An 18,599-nucleotide genomic window follows, 5' to 3' on the forward strand; every position below is an offset into this window, starting at 1 on the left:
TTGCGCGGGAATTCTCTTGTGATGTGGTCCCGAAGGTCCGATCACGCCGATTGCAGGATGGGCCGCTCACGGCGGGAAAGATTCACCACAAAGACACAAAGGGACGCCCAAGAAGAAACAATCTCATGATTTCCTTCTTGATACTCTTTGTGCCCTTCGTGCCTTTGTGGTGGATCCTCTCCTCCGCACCTACTCAGGGGTTTCCACCGTCACCGCCATCACGACCGGCGCGGTGTGGTCGGGGCCTTTGACCAGCTCGATTCGTTCGATCCGTTCGGCGCGATTCGGGACGACGGACAGGTAGCGGATCTGCTGGGACCCGAGCATGAAGGCGAGGGCCGAGCCTGGGACGTCGACGCGGCGGATGTAGTCGGCGAAGTGGACCCCGTTCTTGAGGGGATGATCCTCGGCCGTCCCGTCGGCGTAGTGGAGCCGGACGATCATCGAGACGGTCGGGGGCACCGCGCCGCCGGGCGAGCCCCAGCCGCTGACGCCCGAGAGCATGTGGATCGCCCGCGCGGGGGTGTTGCAGTCGAGGCTGACCGACCTGGGCATCCGGGGGGGGAAGGTCCCGAGCGGCCCATGCAGCATGATGACGTTGGGGAGTTGTGTCCCCTGCGGGTCGACGAGCCGGAACGGGACCCCCTCGAACGTCTTCGGCGTCCAGTCTTCGAAGACCAGACGCTCGGGCTCGGAATCTCGGGAGATGAACATCCCCTGAGTGCTCACACTTGTCGCCGCCTTGCGCAGGTCGAGCGGCAGGTATCGCCCGTGGTGGGTGAGGAACTCGAGGAGGTCGGCGATCGACTCGGCCGGGACCTGCTTCTCGAACCCCTCGGGCATCAACGACTTCTTCGACGCGGCGAGCTCGTCGATGTCCTCGCGGAGCACCTGGTGCCGCTTCCCTTCGGTGTCGACCAGCTCGATGGCGTTCTTCGACTCCGAGGCGAGCAGGCCGTTGAAGATCCGGCCGTCGCCGGTCACGACCGCGTACTGGGTGTAGTTCCCCTCCACGCTCCGGCTCGGGTCGAGGATGTGGGTCAGGAGCTCGGCCTTGGGGTGGGCGGCCATGCCGGTCAGGTCGGGGCCGATCGTGTTCCCCTCGGCGCCGTGCTTGTGGCACTTGGCGCACTGCTGCTGGAAGACGACCTTGCCCCGGGCGACGTCGCCGGGTCGGAGGACCGTGGGGGCAAGGGCGTCGATCACCTTCTGGCGGTCGGCGTCGGGCAGGCCGCCGCCTCGCCCGAGGAGCGTCTTCGCCCGGGCGGCGAGCGCCTTGTCCGGGTGGGCGACGAGCGACTGCTTCTGGTCGAGCGAGAGGTCGTCGAGCCGGATCTTCCCGGCCTCCACCCCGTCGACGAAGGCCGAGGTCCAGTCGCCTCGCCCGAGGAGGACCCGGATCGCCTGGTTGCGTGCCGAAGGGGTCATCATCGGCAGGCGATCCACCAGCGCCGGCCCGACGGCCGGGGACTCGCTCGTCGCGACCGCCCGGAGCAGGCCCGCGGCGAGGTCGGGCGAGGCCTTCGAGGTGATCAGGCCGATCACCTCACGCGCCGCATCCGCGTCGGACGCGCGGAACTCGAGCAATTGCCGGGCGGAGGCGGTCCGCGCGGCGTCAGGCTTGGATTCGTCGCGGGCACCGGCGAGGAGCGAGCCGGCGATCTCGGCGATCGTGCGCTCGAACCCTCGGCTCCCCCAACGCATCACCAGGGTCACCAGCGGCCCTTTCGCCGCGGGAGAAACCCGATCGAGCAGGCGGAGCACCGACTTCTCCTCGGCCTCGGCGAGGGTCAGGCGACCCTCCTTTGGCCACCCTTTGGCGAGGGCCACCACGATCGGATCGGCGAGTCGAGGGTCGGCCCCGCCAAGGGCGAGTAGGAGCGAGCCGACCGAGTCGGCCGGCCCCCCTCGCGCGTAGTGTTCGGCGACGCGACCGACGATCGCGATCATCGACGCCGAGGGGGGCTTCGGAAATTCACGGCCCGCGAGCGCCTTCAAGAACTCCACGTCGTGTTTCGAGGCGGCACTCGTCAACGCGTCGCCCAACCAGCGATCACCCTCCGCCGCTCCTTCGGCGAGCGTTCGGGCAATGGCCTTGGCCACGAGCTCCGACCGAGGGGCCTCCGAGAGGGCGAGGAAGGCCGAGAGCCGGACGCGAGCATCCGGGTCATTCAAGAGGCCGGCGTCGAGGATCGCGGCGGCCGTCTTCGTGTCGCGGGGGGCGGCCTCGAGGGCGTTTCGCCGCACGCCGGGCGACGCGTGCTTGAAGGCCGAGGTCGCGACGGACGCCCCGGCCTCGTCGAGGGCCCCGAGGCCCTGGAGCGTCCGGAGGGCGTGGATCGCGCCGGGGTTCAGGCCAACCGAGTCGACAGCCCCGTCGCCCGCCAGGAGAGTCAGGGCGGGGACCACGTCCCGCTTGCCTCGCTCGACGAGGAGACGCTGGGCGGTCGTCCTCCAGAGCATGTTGTCGCTCTTGAGGACGTCCACGAGTCGGGGGCCGTCGGCCGGGTCGAGACGCGGTGTCGGGGAAGGCCGGCCCCCTTGGGCGACGACCCGATAGATCCGACCGTGGGTCTTGTCGCGGAGCGGGGTCTGGTAGGCGTTCCCTTTGCCGTTCTCGAACCCCTGGGGCGTCGGGTTGTGCTGGACGATGTAGTTGTACCAGTCGATGACCCAGACATTCCCGTCGGGCCCGACTTCGGCCTGCACGGGGGCGCACCACTCGTCGTCGCTCGCCAGGAGGTTCCACTCGTTGTGCGAGGCGTAGTCGCTCCCCTTCGACTCGAGGGCGAACGTGGCGACGAGGTGGCCGGTCGGCTCGGTGACGAAGGCGGTCTTGTTCCAGTAGACCGGCGGATAAGTCCTCGCGGTGTAGAGCGCGTGCCCGGCGGCGGCGGTGAAGCCACCGTGCCAGTCGACCTGGCGGACGTTCGCGGTGATCGGGAAGAACCGGTTCGAGTCGGCGATATTGCCGAGGACGCCGGCCGACCCGCCGCGGACCGCCTCGTAGTAGCGGTTCGGGATCGGCAGGTAGACGCTCGGGCAGCCGTTCGCCGTCGAGCCGAAGACCAGGCCCTCTTCGCTGAACCCGAGGCCCCACGAGTTGTTGTTCGTGCTCCGCAGGAACTCGAGCTTCGAGCCGTCGGGCTTGAACCGGTAGATCCCCTGGCGGAACTCCAGGCGCTCGCCGCCAACCTCCCCTTTGAAGCCCGAGTACCCGACGATCCCCCAGATCCAGTTGTCCAGGCCGTACCTCAGGTTGCTCGGGCCGGCGTGCGTGTCGCCGGTCCCCCAGCCTCGGAAGAGGGTCTGGCGCACGTCCGCGCGGTCGTCGCCGTCGGAGTCCTTCAGGAAGAGGGTCTCGGGGGCCTGGTGGACGACCACGCCGCCGTTCGCGAACGTGAGGCTCGTGGGGATGCTCAGCGCCTCGGCGAAGACCGAGAACTTGTCGGCCCGGCCGTCGCCATCGGTATCCTCACAAATCTTGATCCGGTCGTGCCCTTGCCCTTTGGGCTGCATCTCGTTGGGGTAGTCGAACGTCTCGGCGATCCAGAGGCGGCCGCGGTGGTCCCAGGCCATCGCGATCGGCTTGGCGATCTCGGGCTCGGTGGCGAAGAGCTTGACCTCGAACCCTCGGGGGACCGCCATGTGTTTCTGCGACTCGAGGGCCTCGAGGGGCTTCTGCATCCGCTCCTCGGCCTTGCCTTGAGTCCCCCAGTTTTTCCCGGCCGGGTAGAAGGGAACCTTCCCCGGTGCCTTGACGAATTCAAGGGGGGGGAGGCCCGTTTGGACTCGCGGCCGGCCGTCGAAGACGTCTCCCTTGGCCGAGGCCCAGCGGATCCCGCGCTCGATCAGGTCGTGGAATCCGGGGTGGCCCCACGTCCGTTCGTCATGCCCGTATGCGGTGTAGAAGACCCGACCTCGGCCCTGAGAACGGACCCAGGTCCAAGGCTCCTCGGCGTTCCCCTCGGTGCGGACCTGGAGGACCGTGCGTCCCTCGGTGTTGTGCTTGGAATGCACATAGGTTTCATCCCAGGTGTGGAACGGCTCGAGCCCGGCCATGGTCGGGTGGGCGGGGTCGACGACCTTGGTGTCGAACTCGCCGGTGCCGTGGCGGAGGAACTGGGCCCCGATCAGGGCCACGCAGGCGGGCGAGTTGCGGAAGCAGTAGGACGCGCAGTGGACCGGCACGAATCCACCGCCGCCCGACACGTAGTCCAGGAGCGCCTTCTCCTGACCCGGGCCGATCTCGTCGATGTTCGCGTAGACGAGCAAGGCGTCGTACCGGGCAAGGTTTTCCGGGTTCAGGTCGTCGAGCCGGTTCGTGTACGTGACGGCGATCCCTCGGCTGGCGAGGACCGGGACCAGTTGCGCGGCGCGGTCGGCGGGGCGATGATGCCCCGAGTCGCCGAGGAACAGCACCGAGAGCGGGCGAGGCTCGCCCTCCGCCAGGACGGCCGCGGGAATCAGGCTGAAAGCCATCGCGAGAAGGGCGTGACGCATCATGGCGACTCCGGTCGCTCCGGCCTCGATGGAAGTTCGGTGGGCGCGGGAACCCCTGGCGGCATTCGAGCGACGGATGCGGGCAGGTCCCGGTCTCTGCGATCAGTTTACCGGGCTGGCTCGGCTCTCGAAAGCGGCTCGGGGATGTCGCAAGGCGGGCGGTTCTCGAAATCGAGACCAAGCGGGATTGCCTTCGGAAAACAAACGTACGGGGCAGGAGGGCCCCGTAAGGCCGGGGAGATGGCGAATGTCGACGCGAGACACCTTCGTCCGTTTATGAGAGTAGGGAAACGGGGAGGCGCCCCGGCGGCAGTGGCTACAACGCCGAGGGGAGGGGAGGGTAAGATGCGGCCAGGACGAACCAGGAATTGGTGAGCGAACCCTCCCCTAAATGGTTGTTGAGGAAAGGTGGGACCGTGACCACGATGCGAATCGCCCGAGTCGGCCTTGCGTTGATTGCCGCCCTGATCGCCTCGGAGACGACGACCGCCCGAGCGGAGGGAATCGTGTATGAGGGGTCCGAGGGCCCCGGCCGGGGCAAGCACGTCGTCCTCGTGAGCGGGGACGAGGAGTATCGGTCGGAGGAGGCCCTGCCGCAGCTCGGGAAGATCCTGGCCAAGCGTCACGGGTTCAAGTGCACGGTGCTCTTCGCCATCGGCAAGGACGGGACGATCGACCCGAATCGATCGGATAACATCCCGGGCCTCGAGGCCCTGGACTCGGCCGACCTCATGGTCATCGCCACACGCTTCCGCAACCTGCCCGACGACCAGATGAAGCACATCGTCGACTACGTCGAGGCGGGCAAGCCGGTCATCGGGATGAGGACGGCGACCCACGCCTTCGACCTCAAAGGAGAGAAGGCCTACCTGAAGTACTCCTGGGACAGCAAGCACCCCGGCTTCGAGGGGGGCTTCGGCCGACAGATCCTGGGCGAGACGTGGATCAGACACCACGGCGACCACGGCAAGCAGAGCACCTTGGGCGTGATCGCCAAGGGGCAAGAAGGCCATCCGATCCTCCGAGGGATCAAGAGCGGCGACATCTGGGGCTCGACCGACGTCTACGGCGTCCGGCTCCCGCTCCCCGGCGACAGCCAGCCGCTCGTCCTCGGCGAGGTCCTGCAAGGCATGGCACCGACCGACCCGCCCCTGGCCGGCAAGAAGAACGACCCGATGATGCCCGTCGCCTGGGTCAAGACCTACACGGGGACCGCCGGCAAGGCCGCCCGGATCTTCACCACGACCATGGGGGCCTCGGTCGACCTCCAGAACGAAGGCGTCCGACGACTGCTGGTCAATGCCGCCTACTGGGCGGTCGGCCTGGAGGACAAAATCTCGGGCCAGTCCGACGTCGCGATCGTCGGCGAGTTTCAACCCCGACCCTTCCGCTTCGGAGGCTTCCGGGCCGGCGTCCACCCCTCCGAGCATGCAATGCCGTAATCTGCGCGGACGAGGAAAAATTCAGTATGGACGACCGGGTCAATAATATTTCTCGATCTGGTCGTCCATTCCGAGGAAAAGCGGCGAAATGGCTTAATTCGGCCTTTTCTGAGGGAGAAGACCGGGGTCTCGAGGATTTGCGATTCCTTGCAATTCGTCCTATCCTTCAAACGTCGAGGATTCCGATGGTCGGTAGGCGGTCAATCCCCCCCCAGTCGCCTTGCCGAATGATCGACGACGATGAGGATGCGGACTCCTATCGCGTCGGGGAAAAAAGATAGCGTCGAACGGGATGAGGGCTCAGACCGGGATTCCTGACACCGTCGTGAGACTTGACAGTGGGACATGACATCGAGACGTCGACGCAAGACGAGGCCACTCGACACCTTGATGGCCCCAGAGACGTGGCCGTCGGTTCTGACAATGCGCGTATCCTGCTGGTCGAGGACAGCCCGACCCAGGCGCTCCTGACACAGATCGTCCTCGAAGAGGCGGGCTGGGTGGTCTCCGTCTGCGGGAATGGGGCCAAGGCCGTCTCCATGGCCGCAGATCTCTCGCCGGACCTGATCCTCCTGGACATGCACCTCCCCGGTATGGACGGGAGCGAGGTCGCCCGTCGACTGAAGGACACGCCCGGCCTGGCGGACACCCCGATCATCTTCCTGACCGGCGTCTTCCGAGACGTCGAGGACATCATCGGCGGCCTCGACCAGGGGGCCGACGACTACCTGATTAAGCCGGTTGCCGACGGCGAGCTCGTGGCGAGGGTCCGGGCGTGCTTGCGCGTCCGGAAGCTCCAGCGAGAGCTCGGCCGGATGGCCGGTCTGCTCCTCTCGATCAACCAGGTCGGCAGCCGGTTGGCCGGGATCCTCGACCTCGAGAAGCTCCTGGGATCGGCCTGCACGCTCCTGCGGAGCGAGCTCGGCTATCCGACCGTCGGTGTCTTCCTCAAGGACGAGGCGAGCTCCGACTTCGTCCTCCTCGCCGCCGCGGGTGCCCATGCCGATGAGCTGCTCGCCAAGAGCCCTCGGTTCCCGCTCGAAGGCGAGGGGCTCGCCGCGTCGAGCATCCGAGCCAGGCGGACGGTCTTCGCCAACGGACTCTCGTTCGAGTCGTCTTCGCCATGGGCCGACATCCGTTCCGCGGCCGTCGTCCCGCTGCACTCGGGGGGCGAGGCCAACGGCGTCCTGGCAATCGCCAGCTCCGAAGAGATGGCCTTCGACGAGCGCGACGAGCTGGCACTAGGAACGATCGCCGACCAGTTCGGGGCCGCGATCAATAACGCCCAGCTCTATCGGCAGATGGAGCAGCTCGCGACGCTCGACTCCTTGACCGGGCTCCTGAACCGCCGAGTGATCCTCTCGAGCCTCGACGCCGAGTGGATGGCCAGCCGGCGTCGCATGACGCCGCTGTCTCTGCTCAGCCTCGACATCGACCGGTTCAAGCTGATCAACGACGGCTACGGCCACGCGACAGGCGACGAGGCGATCGCGGCAGTCGCCGGGGCCATCCGGCGCGCGATCCGCCAGAGCGACCTCGCCGGCAGGCTCGGGGGCGACGAATTCCTGATCATCCTCCCCGGCACCGACCGCCAGGGCGCCCTCGACACCGCCGAGCGGCTCCGTTCGTCCGTCGAAGCCCTGGAGCCCCGCGCCTCCCACACGGGACAGCCAATCCTGTTGACGCTAAGCATCGGGATCGCGACCTTCCCGGAGTCCGCGGCCGACAACCCGGCCAAGCTCCTCCAGGCCAGCGACCAGGCCCTCTATCGCGCCAAGGCCTCAGGCCGGAACCGCGCCGCGGTTTGACCACGCCTCGACCTCCCGCCGAAGCCACCCGGGGCAAGGTCCACCCCGGGAGCACCGGAATCGCTCGGATAACGACGTCCCTTCGTGCGACGGGTCCACGCCCAACCGGGGCTCGGCGCTGCGTTGCGGGAGCCCTTTCCCACTCAGCCCAGGCCTTCGCCCACGAATCTCGGCAGGGCCTCCTCGACGACGTCGGCGAGCCGGGGGGCGACCTGATCCTTGGCCGAGAGGATCGGGGACGCGACCGGCCAGCGGATCGCTAGCTCGGGGTCGTCCCACGCGACACTCCGGTCGCAGTCGGGACGGTAAGACGCCGTGCATTTGTAGACGACCATCGCCGCGTCGCTCGTGACGACGAAGCCATGGGCGAACCCCGGCGGTATGTACACTTGCCGATGGTTCTCGACCGAGAGTGTGACACCGACCCAACGCCGGAAGGTCGGCGACCCCGGGCGGATATCGACGGCAACATCGAAGATCTCGCCCTGCAGCACGTAGATGAGCTTGCCCTGGGGGTGGGGCTCCTGGTAGTGGAGCCCGCGGAGAACCCCGCCGAGCGAATACGAGAGGTTGTCCTGGGCGAAGTCGGTCGGCAGCCCGGCTTCGGCGAACTTCGACTGCTTCCACGTCTCCGTGAAGTAGCCTCGGGAGTCGTCATAGACCGGCGGCTCGAGGATCACCACGCCGGGGAGATCCGTACTCTCGATTTTCATCGGGTCATTCGCCCGGGACGTTGGGTTCGGGGACGCCGATCGTGGTCGGACCCACGACCGGGGACACTCGGGCCTTGGGCAATCGCTCGCCCCAGGCTTCCGTTCGACCCACACCATACGACATCCCTCGCTTCGCCAGCAAACCGATTTCCGCCCCGATCGGGAGGGGATAATGGCGACACAGGGATGTCTCACACACCCTCCGAGGGGGCCTCGCCAGCCTGACCACCCTCGCGAACCTCGCCGTCAAGGCGGTGCGGTCCGAGAGCCCTGCGGGTATGATGCTCCCGCAACTCGGCCACCTCTCGGGGAGAACGCGCGGGAGGCCCGGTGTCGTCCGGGGATTCCCGGGCCCGAACAAGGAGTCATCGTCCAATGCGACGGACAGCGTGGAAGCTCATGACCCTGTCTGCGGCGGCCCTGACGGGCCTCGTCGCGCCGGGATTCGCCGCCGCCGGAGACGAGCCGGAGCGGAAATACCTCCTCGAACGCGTCGACGACGCGGCCGTGGTGCAAGTCTACGCCGACGGCTTCTCCAAGCTCCCGCTCAAGCAGAAGATCCTGACCTGGCACCTCTACCGCGCCGCCCTGGCCGGCCGAGACATCTACTTCGACCAGCGGCACGCGCTCTCCCTGGAGATGCGGGCGGTCCTCGAAGCGATCGTGACCCACCAGGCGGACGTCGCCCCGGACACGTACGCGGAGGTCCTCCGCTACACCAAGCTCTTCTGGATCAACAGCGGCCCGTATAACCACCTGACCGCTCGCAAATTCCTGCTCAAGTGTACGCCCGAAGCATTCGCCACCGCGGCCAAGGCCGCCGCGAAGGCCGGCGCCCCGTTCCCGACGGCCCACGACCAGGGGCTCGACGCGCTGCTCGAACGGCTCCGCCCCATGTTCTTCGACCCGGCGCACGACCCGATCGTGACGAACAAGACGCCCGGGCCCGGCATGGACATCCTCGGCTCGAGCGCCAACAACCTCTACGTCGGCGTCACGACGAAGGACCTCGAGGGGTTCACCGAGCGCTATCCCCTCAACTCGCGGCTGGTCAAGATGGACGGCCACCTCGTCGAGGAGGTCTATCGCGTCACCGGCAAGTACGGCAACCAGCTCTCGAGGGTCGCCGACCACCTCGAAGCCGCGTCGGCTTACGCCAGGAAGCCGATGAAGGACGCGCTCCACGCCCTCGTCCAGTTCTACCGATCGGGCGAGACCAAGGACCGCGTCGCCTACGACATCGCGTGGGTCCGCGACAAGGACTCGCCCGTCGACACGATCAACGGCTTCATCGAAGTCTACATGGACGCCCGGGGCGTCAAGGGCTCGTGGGAGGCGTCGGTCTTCTTCGTGAACCCCGAGAAGACCGAGTCGATCCGGAAGCTCGCGGGCCAGGCGCAATGGTTCGAGGACCGGATGCCCTGGGACAAGGCCTACCGCAAGGAGAACGTCCGGGGGATCACCGCCAACGCCATCGAGGTCGTCGTCGAGACCGGCGAGTGCGGCCCGATCACGCCGATCGGGATCAACCTGCCGAACGACCAGCAGGTCCGCGAGCAGTACGGGAGCAAGTCGGTCTCGCTGTCGAACGTCATCGAGGCCAGTGACAAGTCGACCCCGACCTCGTTCCGGAGCGAGTTCGCCTGGACCCCAGAGGAGGCGGAGCGGGCGACCAAGTGGGGGGTGCTGGCGGGCGAGCTTTTGGTCAACATGCACGAGGTCATCGGCCACGCCTCCGGGCGCGTGTCCGAGGCCCTCGCCGGCAAGCCGCAGGACGCCCTCAAGGAGCAATACTCCGCCCTCGAGGAAGGCCGCGCCGACCTCGTCGCCCTCTACTACATGCCCGACCCGAAGCTCGCCGAGCTCGGCCTCGTCCCGGCCGCGGACCAGCCCGAGGTCGCCCGGGCCGCCTTCGAGAACTACACCCGCAACGCCCTCGTGCAGCTCCGCCGGATCCGCGAGGGGACGCAGATTGAAGAAGATCACATGCGGAATCGCCAGATGGTCGTCCGCTGGCTCATGGCGAACACGAAGGCGATCGAGGTCCGCAACCGCGACGGCAAGACCTACTACGTCCTGAGCGACGCCAAGGCGTTCCACGAGGGCGTGGGCAAGCTGCTCGCCGAGGTCCAGCGGATCAAGTCCGAGGGGGACTACCCCGCGGCCAAGGCCCTCTTCGAGGCCCACGGCATCCACTTCGACCCCGCGCTCCGCGACGAGGTCGTCGGGCGCGTCGCCAAGCTCGACCTCGCCTCGTACACCGGCTACGTCATGCCTCGGCTCGAGCCCGTCACCAAGCCGGACGGCACGATCATCGACGTGACCATCAGCTATCCCAAAGACCTGACGAAGCAGATGCTCGAATACTCGGAGTCGAGCCGTCACAAGTAACGCAAATACCCTGCAATGCGCCGGGAGACGGGTCGTCTCCCGGAGTCGAATCAAACAAATGGAGAAATCGACGCACTTCCCTCTTTTATTTTTTTCGACATTTTGCCATGATGATTGCTAACAACGATCCGTCTCGACTTGGTATGGAAGAGAGCAGGGGCGGATCAGCGAGGCCGGGAGTCGATCGCGACCGCTCCCGGCCTCGATGTTTTCCCGGCCGACGCTCCCTCACCTCACCCCCCCCAGGCCCATCGGCCTCAATCGATTGGCGTCCGAGTGGCGCTTCGGGCTTGTCGAAGTCACTCTGTGCGAGCCGACACAGCCATAATTTCATCAAATTCTTAAAATCGACATCTTCTACATCTCACGAAAGGCCGTTTCTTACGGTCGACGCGGTTGTCGCTGGCACGATGCGATTCCTACAATCTGAGGGTGGGCAACTCTGGGGCGGCGTTCGTTCGTGCCCGACGAATCGTCGGAGGACGTCGCGACCGTCCCGCGGAACACAGGGTGATCACCTAGAGCGGCTCTCGCTTGCATTGCGCACGTCGGAGGAAAACGGGGACTGGCTCCCGGCAGGGTCGGATCCGGACCCTCGCGATCGACGTCGAGGCCGGGTGCCTGTCCCCATTTTCCGGGCCGTCGCCGTCCGCTGCGGCGGAAATGGGGACAGGCACCTCCGCTTCGCTGCGGAGCCAGTCCCCGTTTCCGTCTCCGCTCTCGGGTTCGGGTCACATCGTGCCGTGTGTCAGACAAACGTTAACCGCTCTAGACGAGGAAGGGAGAAGGCATGGCGGCAACGAAGGGGATGACCGTGGGCGAGCCCGCGCCGGAGTTCACTCGGGAGGCGTCGGACGGGGGGAGAGTGAGCTTGGCCGACTATCGGGGAAAGTCCGAGGTCGTCCTGTTCTTCTATCCCAAGGACAACTCGCCCGCATGCACGGCGCAGGCCTGCTCATTCCGCGACAACTACGAGGCATTCCGCGAGGCCGGGGCCGAGGTCATCGGCGTCAGCAGCGACTCGTCGTCCTCGCATCAGAAATTCGCAGGACGGCACAATCTCCCGTTCCGACTGCTGAGCGACCCCGACGGCTCGCTGCGGGCCCTCTTCGGCGTCCCGAAATCCCTGGGCTTCATCCCCGGGCGTGTGACCTACGTGATCGACAAACAGGGGATCGTCCGGCACATCTTTTCATCGCAGCTCCAGGTCTCCAGGCATATCGACGAGGCGCTCCGTGTCCTCAAGTCGCTGCATTGAGCCCACCTCTCCGGATGTCCCAAGCCCCGAGGGATCATTCATGCACGTATGGTTCGTCATCACAGGTCGTGCCCATTCGCCTTCGGCCCGAGGCTGAGGCCCGCTCGATCCGGGGACTGCGGCCATGACCGGCCCGGGGGGGAGCGGTTATGATGGGGGCCGAGCCCCGTCCTCATCGCCGACGGATGAGCGTCCGCGACGGTGCCCAACGTCCGAGTCCCCTCTCCCTCGTCCGGCAGGCGCCGCCGTCCCCCCCGACGTCGAAGGTTGCGTCGCGCCGGGGTGACTCTCGTCCCGAGTTCGTATTCCCGGAAATCGACTTCTTCCCAGGTCCCTGAGAGATCACCCACCATGCAGACCGAAGCCGAGCCGGTCACCGAGGCGCCTCCCCTCGCCGAGCCCGTCGCCAAGGCCACTCCCACCGAACGACTCGTCTCCATCGACGCCCTCCGGGGCTTCGACATGTTCTGGATCGTCGGCGGCGAGAATGCCGTCATGGCCTGGGCCAACCTGTCCAAGTACAAGTACACCTGGGCCAAGACGGTCGAAGAGCAGCTCGAGCACGTCCCCTGGGAAGGGTTCCACTTCCTCGACCTGATCTTCCCGCTCTTCGTCTTCATCGTCGGCGCCGTCTTGCCGTTCTCGCTCGGCAAGCTGACCGAGCAGGGGGCCCCGCGCTCCGCGCTCTACTTACGGGCCATCCGCCGTGCGGTCTTCCTCTTCGCGCTCGGCCTGATGGGCAACGGCATCTTGAAATTCGATTTCGCGAATGTCCGGTATCCCGGCGTGCTCCAGCGGATCGCCCTCTGCTACCTATTCGCCGCGCTCGCGACGATCCGGTTCAAGGTCCGCGGGCAGGTCATCCTCGTCCTCGCGATCCTGCTCGGTTACTGGGCCCTGCTCGCGTTCGTCCCGGTCCCGGGATCCAAGGCCGGCGACTACACGAAGTCCGGCAACCTCGCGGGGTACGTCGACCGGCACGTCCTCCCGGGCAAGATCATGAAGGCCTATTACGGAGACGGCGACAATGAAGGGATCCTCTCCACCATCCCGGCCGTCGCCACCGCGCTCATCGGCGTGCTGGCCGGTCAATGGCTCCGGACGGGGCACAACCCCTGGCTGAAGGTCCTGGGACTCCTGCTCGCGGGGGCCGCCTGCACGGGCATCGGCTATGCCTGGGGCATGATCTTCCCCATCGTCAAGATCCTCTGGACGAGCTCCTACGTCCTGTTCGTCGGGGGGATGAGTTTAATGCTCCTGGCCCTCTTCTATGCGGTCATCGACGTCATGAAGTTCCGCCGTTGGGCGTTCTTCTTCGTCGTGATCGGGGCCAATGCGATCACGATTTATTTCGGTCGCAACATCATCGATTTCGGGAAGATCAACACCTTCTTCCTCGGGGGCGTCATCAACCATTCCGGGGTCTACGGCCCCGCCATCAAGGCGACGGGCGTGGTGGCGTTCGAGTGGTTGTTGTTGCTCTTCCTCTACAGGAACAAGATCTTCCTCCGCGTCTGACGGGTTGAACGACGAGGGCCGAGGCACGACCAATCGCTCGCGCCTCGGCTCTCCACCATTCGCATGCAGCGCAACCCATCTCGCCGACCTTCGCGGAACATTCATTGAAATAAAGAGGTTTTCATCACAAATATATCAAAAATTTTTAATTACTGCCAGGGCAGCTCACTCTCGGGTTGCACACATTGCACGGCTCCCCGGGACGGATTTTACAAGCCCGAAGCGCAAGCGAGTGAATCTCTTCACAAAAAATCAAGAAAAATTCACTCGCTTGCGCTTCGGGCTTGTATCGAATCGATGCCCCTCGAACGTTAACAGCTCTGATCTCGATTGGGCTTCTACGGCTCCTCCTCTTTGTGTCCTTTGTGGTGAAATCTCTGCGCGGCGGGAGGCTTTTGGAGATCGACGGGGAAGTGTCCGCAGATCCTGACAACTACGACTTCGGCTTCGCCTGGGTCGTCGCGTTGGGGCCGAAGCGGATGTGGAGCTTCGCGTGTCCCGCGTACCGATCTCCATAGACCGCGCGAACGACCCCCCAATCGACCAAGACCGAGAACGCGGAGACGACCAGTCCGACCGCGACCGTCTTCCGCCAACGGAAATGGGGGCGAGGGGTCGCGGCTACAGGGGCCACGGCCACCGACGACGTCGTCGGGACGAGCAGGGCGAGGAGCGTGCAGAGGGCCGCGTTGACGAGGATCACCCCCTCGGTCACGAGCCGCTGCGCGGTGAAGTGGACGACGGCCTTCTCGAAGTTGCCGATGACCATCCACCACAGGAACGCCAGGAACAGCCACTGTCCCCGCCCCAGGGGATTGAGTTGGAAGAGCGCCAACGGCCGCGAGAGGTGCCGGATCATCGGGACGAGGATGGCGACCGCGAGCAGGATGTAGGCGAAGTCATACCAACGCGCCAGCGGGATGTCGTGCATCAGCTTGGGGACGTCGCCGCTCTCGAGCCAGTCGACGAGGTTCTTCCGGAAGTTGAGATACGAGATCACGAGGAGGACGAAGCCGACCGCGTAGACCTCGGTCCAACGCCTGGCCGGGAGGTTCTCGATCGTCGCCGGGGCGCGGCGGATCAGCGGGAGCATCGCCGCGGCGATCGCCAGGCCGTTGAAGAGGCCGGTCGTCTGCTCGAGGATGCTGTGCCAGTTGGTGTCGTACCCGCAAGTGACCTCGACGAGCTTGAGCATCGACGCGGCGGCAAAGCCGATCCCGCCGATGAAGCCCGTCACGAGGGTGGCCCGGGCGATCTCCCCGAGGTTCTCCCGCCGGCAGTAGACGAGGAGCCCGCCCACCAGCCCCACGCACCCCGACCAATTGTCCCCGCGAGGCGGCGTCATCCTCAGGCCGAGCGTGACCACCAGGATCAAGAACCCCGCCCACCATCCGATCGCCAGGTGCAGGATCAGCGACGACCCCCGGTCGACCCGGCGCCGGACGGCCGCCATCCCGAGCACCGCGACGACCGCCACCAGCGCACCGAGCCAGTCGGTGTCGTACCAGTTGAGGTTGTAACCGTGGGTGCGCATCCAGGGCTCGAGGGAGGCCTCCTGGGCCCACCAGGCGAGGAAGACGACGCTCATGGGTCTGAACAGCTCGGTCATCCGATCGCGGTCGAAGACCGCCGGGAGGGCCGTCCCCGCGCCGCCGGGAGCTGCCCATAAGAACCCGAGGACGAACAGGCAGGCGAAGCCGTAGAGCACCGAGGCCGAGTCCCCCGAGTGCGTATAGGCGACGACCTGCATGTACGACATGCTCCCGCCGAACGACCACCCGAGCGCCCCGAACATCCCGAAGTACGCGACCCGGCGCCACCAGTCATCCCGACCCGACAACAAGACCAGGGCCATCGCCGCCATCGCCCCGGCGATCATCGCCCCGAACTCGTGGCCGAACTGGCCTCGAATCCCCCAACCGACTGAGAGCGAGAGGGCCGTGAGCCCGTAGATGGCCCAGGTCGAGCGGGCCCCCGTTGGCGCAGACGTGGACATGGGATGTCACCTTATCAACAAATCAATTCACAACACCACGAACGGCCTCGTCGTCAAGGCTACCCTGGGGGGGGCTCGGGGTGGTCCCGGGATTGGCGATCAGAGGCGGAGATGGATCCCATCGCGTTCGAGGGTTCGGATGAACAAGTAGGAGAGGGAGAAGTACAGCAGGAAGCCGAGGGCGGCATACCAGGCGGGGGAGTCATTGGGGAGGTAGGGTTTGACCGCGCCGGCGACCATGCCGTGGAGGATGTACGCGGCCAGGGCGTTCTGCCCGAACGTGCGGAAGAGGCCGACCTGGAGCCCGCCGACGTCGCACATGACGACGAAGAGGGCGTAGACGGCCAGGGAGAAGCCCGCGGAGAAGATCTGGTAGGAGATGCTCCCGGTCCTCTGGCTCATCGTCCAGAGGTCGACGGGGTGGTCGGGCGGCACGAACGGGGGCGGGGCGAGCGTGCCGTCCATGCAGGACAGCCCATATCCGATGGCCATCAGCACGACGCCCCACGCGGCGATCCGGACGGCCGCGGCCATCCCCGCACCTCGCCTGGCGATGGCATCGTAGGCGAGGGAGCCGGCGAGGAGCGGGATCGACCAGCTCATGAAACCGAGCGGACCGCCGTCGATCACGGGCGTCTTCCACGCCCAGTCGAAATAGAACCAGGCCGAGAGCCCGAGGTGGAGCGCCGCGGAGGCCACGAGGAAGCCGGCACGCACGGGGACGCCGCTGGCGATCACCGGCAGCACCCAGACCGAGGCCAAGGCGATGTGGACCAACGTCTGGAAGATCTCGCGGACGAACGCCGTCTTGAAGAACCCCTCGACGCCCAGGGCCTGCGCCTGTTCCCAGGTCTTGAACCCTCCGTCGAGGTGGTAGAGCACGAAGCCGACCAGGATCAGGCCCAGATTCCGACGCAAGACCGCGGTCGAGGCCGTCCAAGCCCCGAGCGATTCGAGGCGGCGGAGGTACGTCAGGCGGAAGGCGAACCCTACCGCGAAGAAGAACTGCGGCATGATCGTGTCGGCATAACTACAATACGTATTGTGGTGCTTGAGCACCGCCGGCACGACCTTGAAGCCGCCGATGAAGTTCACGAGGAGCATCCCGGCGACCGTATAGCCCCGGAACTGGTCGAGCGACGCGATCCGTCCTCGGGTCGCGGGTGGCTGCTGGGGGTCGGCCGTATTCACCGGTTCAAGTCTCTCGGGGTTGATGGAGGGAGGACGAGGATCGAGGACACGCGTCGTCCCGAACTCGTCCTGGGTTCAGGCGGCCTTCATCCGGTCGCGGGGGATGGCGACGAGAGAGTTATGACCCATTCTTATCGCGACTTCGCGGCTTCCGGAAGATGCTCGCGCCGTTTCCTCGCCGAATCCCCATTATTCGAGGCGAACGACGAGACACTCCTGAGCAGGCCCATCCTACATAAAAATAACGTTCTATATAAACGTTTTTATCGTCATATTTTATTCTGTCGACCCATGAGACCGGATCGTGATGCCCTATTGCTCGACGAACAATGCCCCATTACAATCGTCAGACTGATCAATAGACGAGGTCTTCCTTAAGATGGCGATTTCGACGTTCGGTGCTCACGCAGCCTGATGTGACGTGAAAGCCGAACCGGCAAGGCATCCCGTCCCCTGAGTCGCCTGGGGTTACCCTCGCCGGGGTGACGAGCCCTCTTTGGGAGGTTTCGCAAGGGCGAGTTTCGCCACTCACTTTGGAGATGCGTTCGAGATGCAAGGCCTGACGCTGGTGCTGCTGATCGTCCTGGCCTCCGAGCCGGTGGGGCCACGAACTCCGGCGGTGGAGTTGGAGGCAATCCGGGACGCACAAACCGGGGCCTCGCAGAGGTATGGCAAGGCCCTGGGCGACGCGAAGACCGCTGATGAAAGGGATAAGGCGGTCGAGGAGTACCTCAACGCGGTGGTCGTGAACGCGGATCGGGCCTTGGACCTGGCCCGACGTCATCGCGACGACCCATCGGCCCTTGATGCGCTCATCTTCGTCATCAGGACGGCGGGGGCAGGTCCGTCGGACCGATCCGAGAAGGCCATCGGGATGCTAGCTCGCGACCATCTCCGGGATGAGCGGATCGGGGACGCCTGCACGAAGATTTTCCACTTCTCCCATCTCCCCGCCGCGGAGGAACTCGACCGAAAAGTTCTGGACCGCAATCCGAGCCCGACGGCCCGAGGCCTCGCATGCTATGGCCTGGCCCAGTATTTGAAAGAACAAGCACGGATGGTACGACTGCTGCGTGAAAACCCCGATCGGGTCGAGAAATTCGGGCAATCCCGCGGCAAGGCCCGGATCGAGCGCTTGGTGAAGGACAAAGACCCGAGCGGTCTGGAGGCCGAGGCCGTCGCCCTCCTCGAGCGGACGGCCTCGGAATTCGGCACCATCAAGTTCGGCCGACGCCTGCTTGCCGACATCGCGAACGGAGAAGTTTTCGAGCTTCGCCGACTCAAGATCGGGGACGTCGCGCCTGAGATCGACAGCGTCGATGCCGATGGGAAACCACTCCGGTTGAGCGACTATCGAGGAAAGGTCATCGTCCTGACCTTCTCGGGGAACTGGTGCGGCCCCTGCCGGGCGATGTATCCCCAGGAGCGGGCGCTCGTCGACCGACTGAAAGGCAAACCCTTCGCAATGCTGAGCGTCAATACCGACGAGGACAAGGAGACTCTACGGCATTCGGTCGCATCCGGCGAAATCACCTGGCGTTGCTGGTCCGATGGGGCGTCGGATGGCCCGATCTCCACGAGGTGGGGAGTCACCGGATTCCCGACCATTTACGTCCTCGACACCGACGGCGTCATCCGCTTCAAGGACATCCGCGATAGACGACTTGACGAGGCCGTCGAATCTCTGCTGAAGATGACGGCCCCTGAAGAGGCGTCCTGAGACGGTGACGGCAATCCTTGACGCCGTTTCCCTCCGAATCGCCACCAGAACCACTCGGG

10 protein-coding genes are annotated in these 18,599 nt (G+C 65.7%); 6 read left to right on the plus strand and 4 right to left on the minus strand.

The features are described from left to right. Nucleotides 1-189: 189 nt before the first annotated feature. Nucleotides 190-4,506: a PVC-type heme-binding CxxCH protein gene (locus tag ACYOEI_RS08325; protein WP_462848934.1), complete on the minus strand. Its 4,317-nt coding sequence runs from the start codon at nt 4,504-4,506 to the stop codon at nt 190-192. A 422-nt stretch (nt 4,507-4,928) separates the two neighbouring features. On the opposite strand from ACYOEI_RS08325, the gene ACYOEI_RS08330 reads away from it, so the two are divergent. Together ACYOEI_RS08330 and ACYOEI_RS08335 are read left to right on the plus strand one after the other, a co-directional pair. Next, nucleotides 4,929-5,945 carry a ThuA domain-containing protein gene (locus ACYOEI_RS08330; protein WP_462849115.1) on the plus strand — a complete coding sequence of 339 codons (1,017 nt, stop codon included), beginning with the start codon at nt 4,929-4,931 and terminating at the stop codon, nt 5,943-5,945. Between the two features lie 404 nt (nt 5,946-6,349). Next, nucleotides 6,350-7,753 carry a diguanylate cyclase domain-containing protein gene (locus tag ACYOEI_RS08335; protein WP_462848935.1) on the plus strand — a complete coding sequence of 468 codons (1,404 nt, stop codon included), beginning with the start codon at nt 6,350-6,352 and terminating at the stop codon, nt 7,751-7,753. 143 nt (nt 7,754-7,896) lie between these two features. Here the strand turns inward: ACYOEI_RS08335 and rfbC are convergent, their stop codons facing one another. After that, nucleotides 7,897-8,466, minus strand: a complete 570-nt coding sequence (rfbC, locus tag ACYOEI_RS08340; RefSeq protein ID WP_462848936.1) for a dTDP-4-dehydrorhamnose 3,5-epimerase — start codon at nt 8,464-8,466, stop codon at nt 7,897-7,899. A 375-nt stretch (nt 8,467-8,841) separates the two neighbouring features. Between rfbC and ACYOEI_RS08345 the strand changes: the two genes are divergently transcribed. The 3 genes from ACYOEI_RS08345 (at nt 8,842) to ACYOEI_RS08355 (ending at nt 13,633) form a co-directional block, all read left to right on the plus strand. Next, on the plus strand, nt 8,842-10,857 hold the full coding sequence (locus ACYOEI_RS08345) for a dipeptidyl-peptidase 3 family protein (protein WP_462848937.1): 2,016 nt from the start codon (nt 8,842-8,844) through the stop codon (nt 10,855-10,857). Nucleotides 10,858-11,647: 790 nt separating this feature from the next. Then, nucleotides 11,648-12,115, plus strand: a complete 468-nt coding sequence (locus ACYOEI_RS08350) for a peroxiredoxin (RefSeq protein ID WP_462848938.1) — start codon at nt 11,648-11,650, stop codon at nt 12,113-12,115. Nucleotides 12,116-12,466: 351 nt separating this feature from the next. Continuing rightward, nucleotides 12,467-13,633 (plus strand): acyltransferase family protein, encoded by a 1,167-nt coding sequence (locus ACYOEI_RS08355; protein ID WP_462848939.1) that lies wholly within the window; start codon nt 12,467-12,469, stop codon nt 13,631-13,633. Nucleotides 13,634-14,066: 433 nt separating this feature from the next. Here ACYOEI_RS08355 and ACYOEI_RS08360 read toward each other — a convergent pair whose 3' ends face one another. Then, entirely contained in the window at nt 14,067-15,629 is a 1,563-nt protein-coding gene (locus ACYOEI_RS08360) for a hypothetical protein (RefSeq protein ID WP_462848940.1), read from the minus strand. A gap of 99 nt (nt 15,630-15,728) precedes the next feature. Next, nucleotides 15,729-16,820, minus strand: a complete 1,092-nt coding sequence (locus ACYOEI_RS08365) for a heparan-alpha-glucosaminide N-acetyltransferase domain-containing protein (protein ID WP_462848942.1) — start codon at nt 16,818-16,820, stop codon at nt 15,729-15,731. Nucleotides 16,821-17,370: 550 nt separating this feature from the next. On the opposite strand from ACYOEI_RS08365, the gene ACYOEI_RS08370 reads away from it, so the two are divergent. After that, nucleotides 17,371-18,540 (plus strand): peroxiredoxin family protein, encoded by a 1,170-nt coding sequence (locus tag ACYOEI_RS08370; protein WP_462848943.1) that lies wholly within the window; start codon nt 17,371-17,373, stop codon nt 18,538-18,540. The last annotated feature ends 59 nt before the right edge of the window (nt 18,541-18,599 follow it).

The sequence above is a fragment of the Singulisphaera rosea genome (assembly GCF_054877945.1).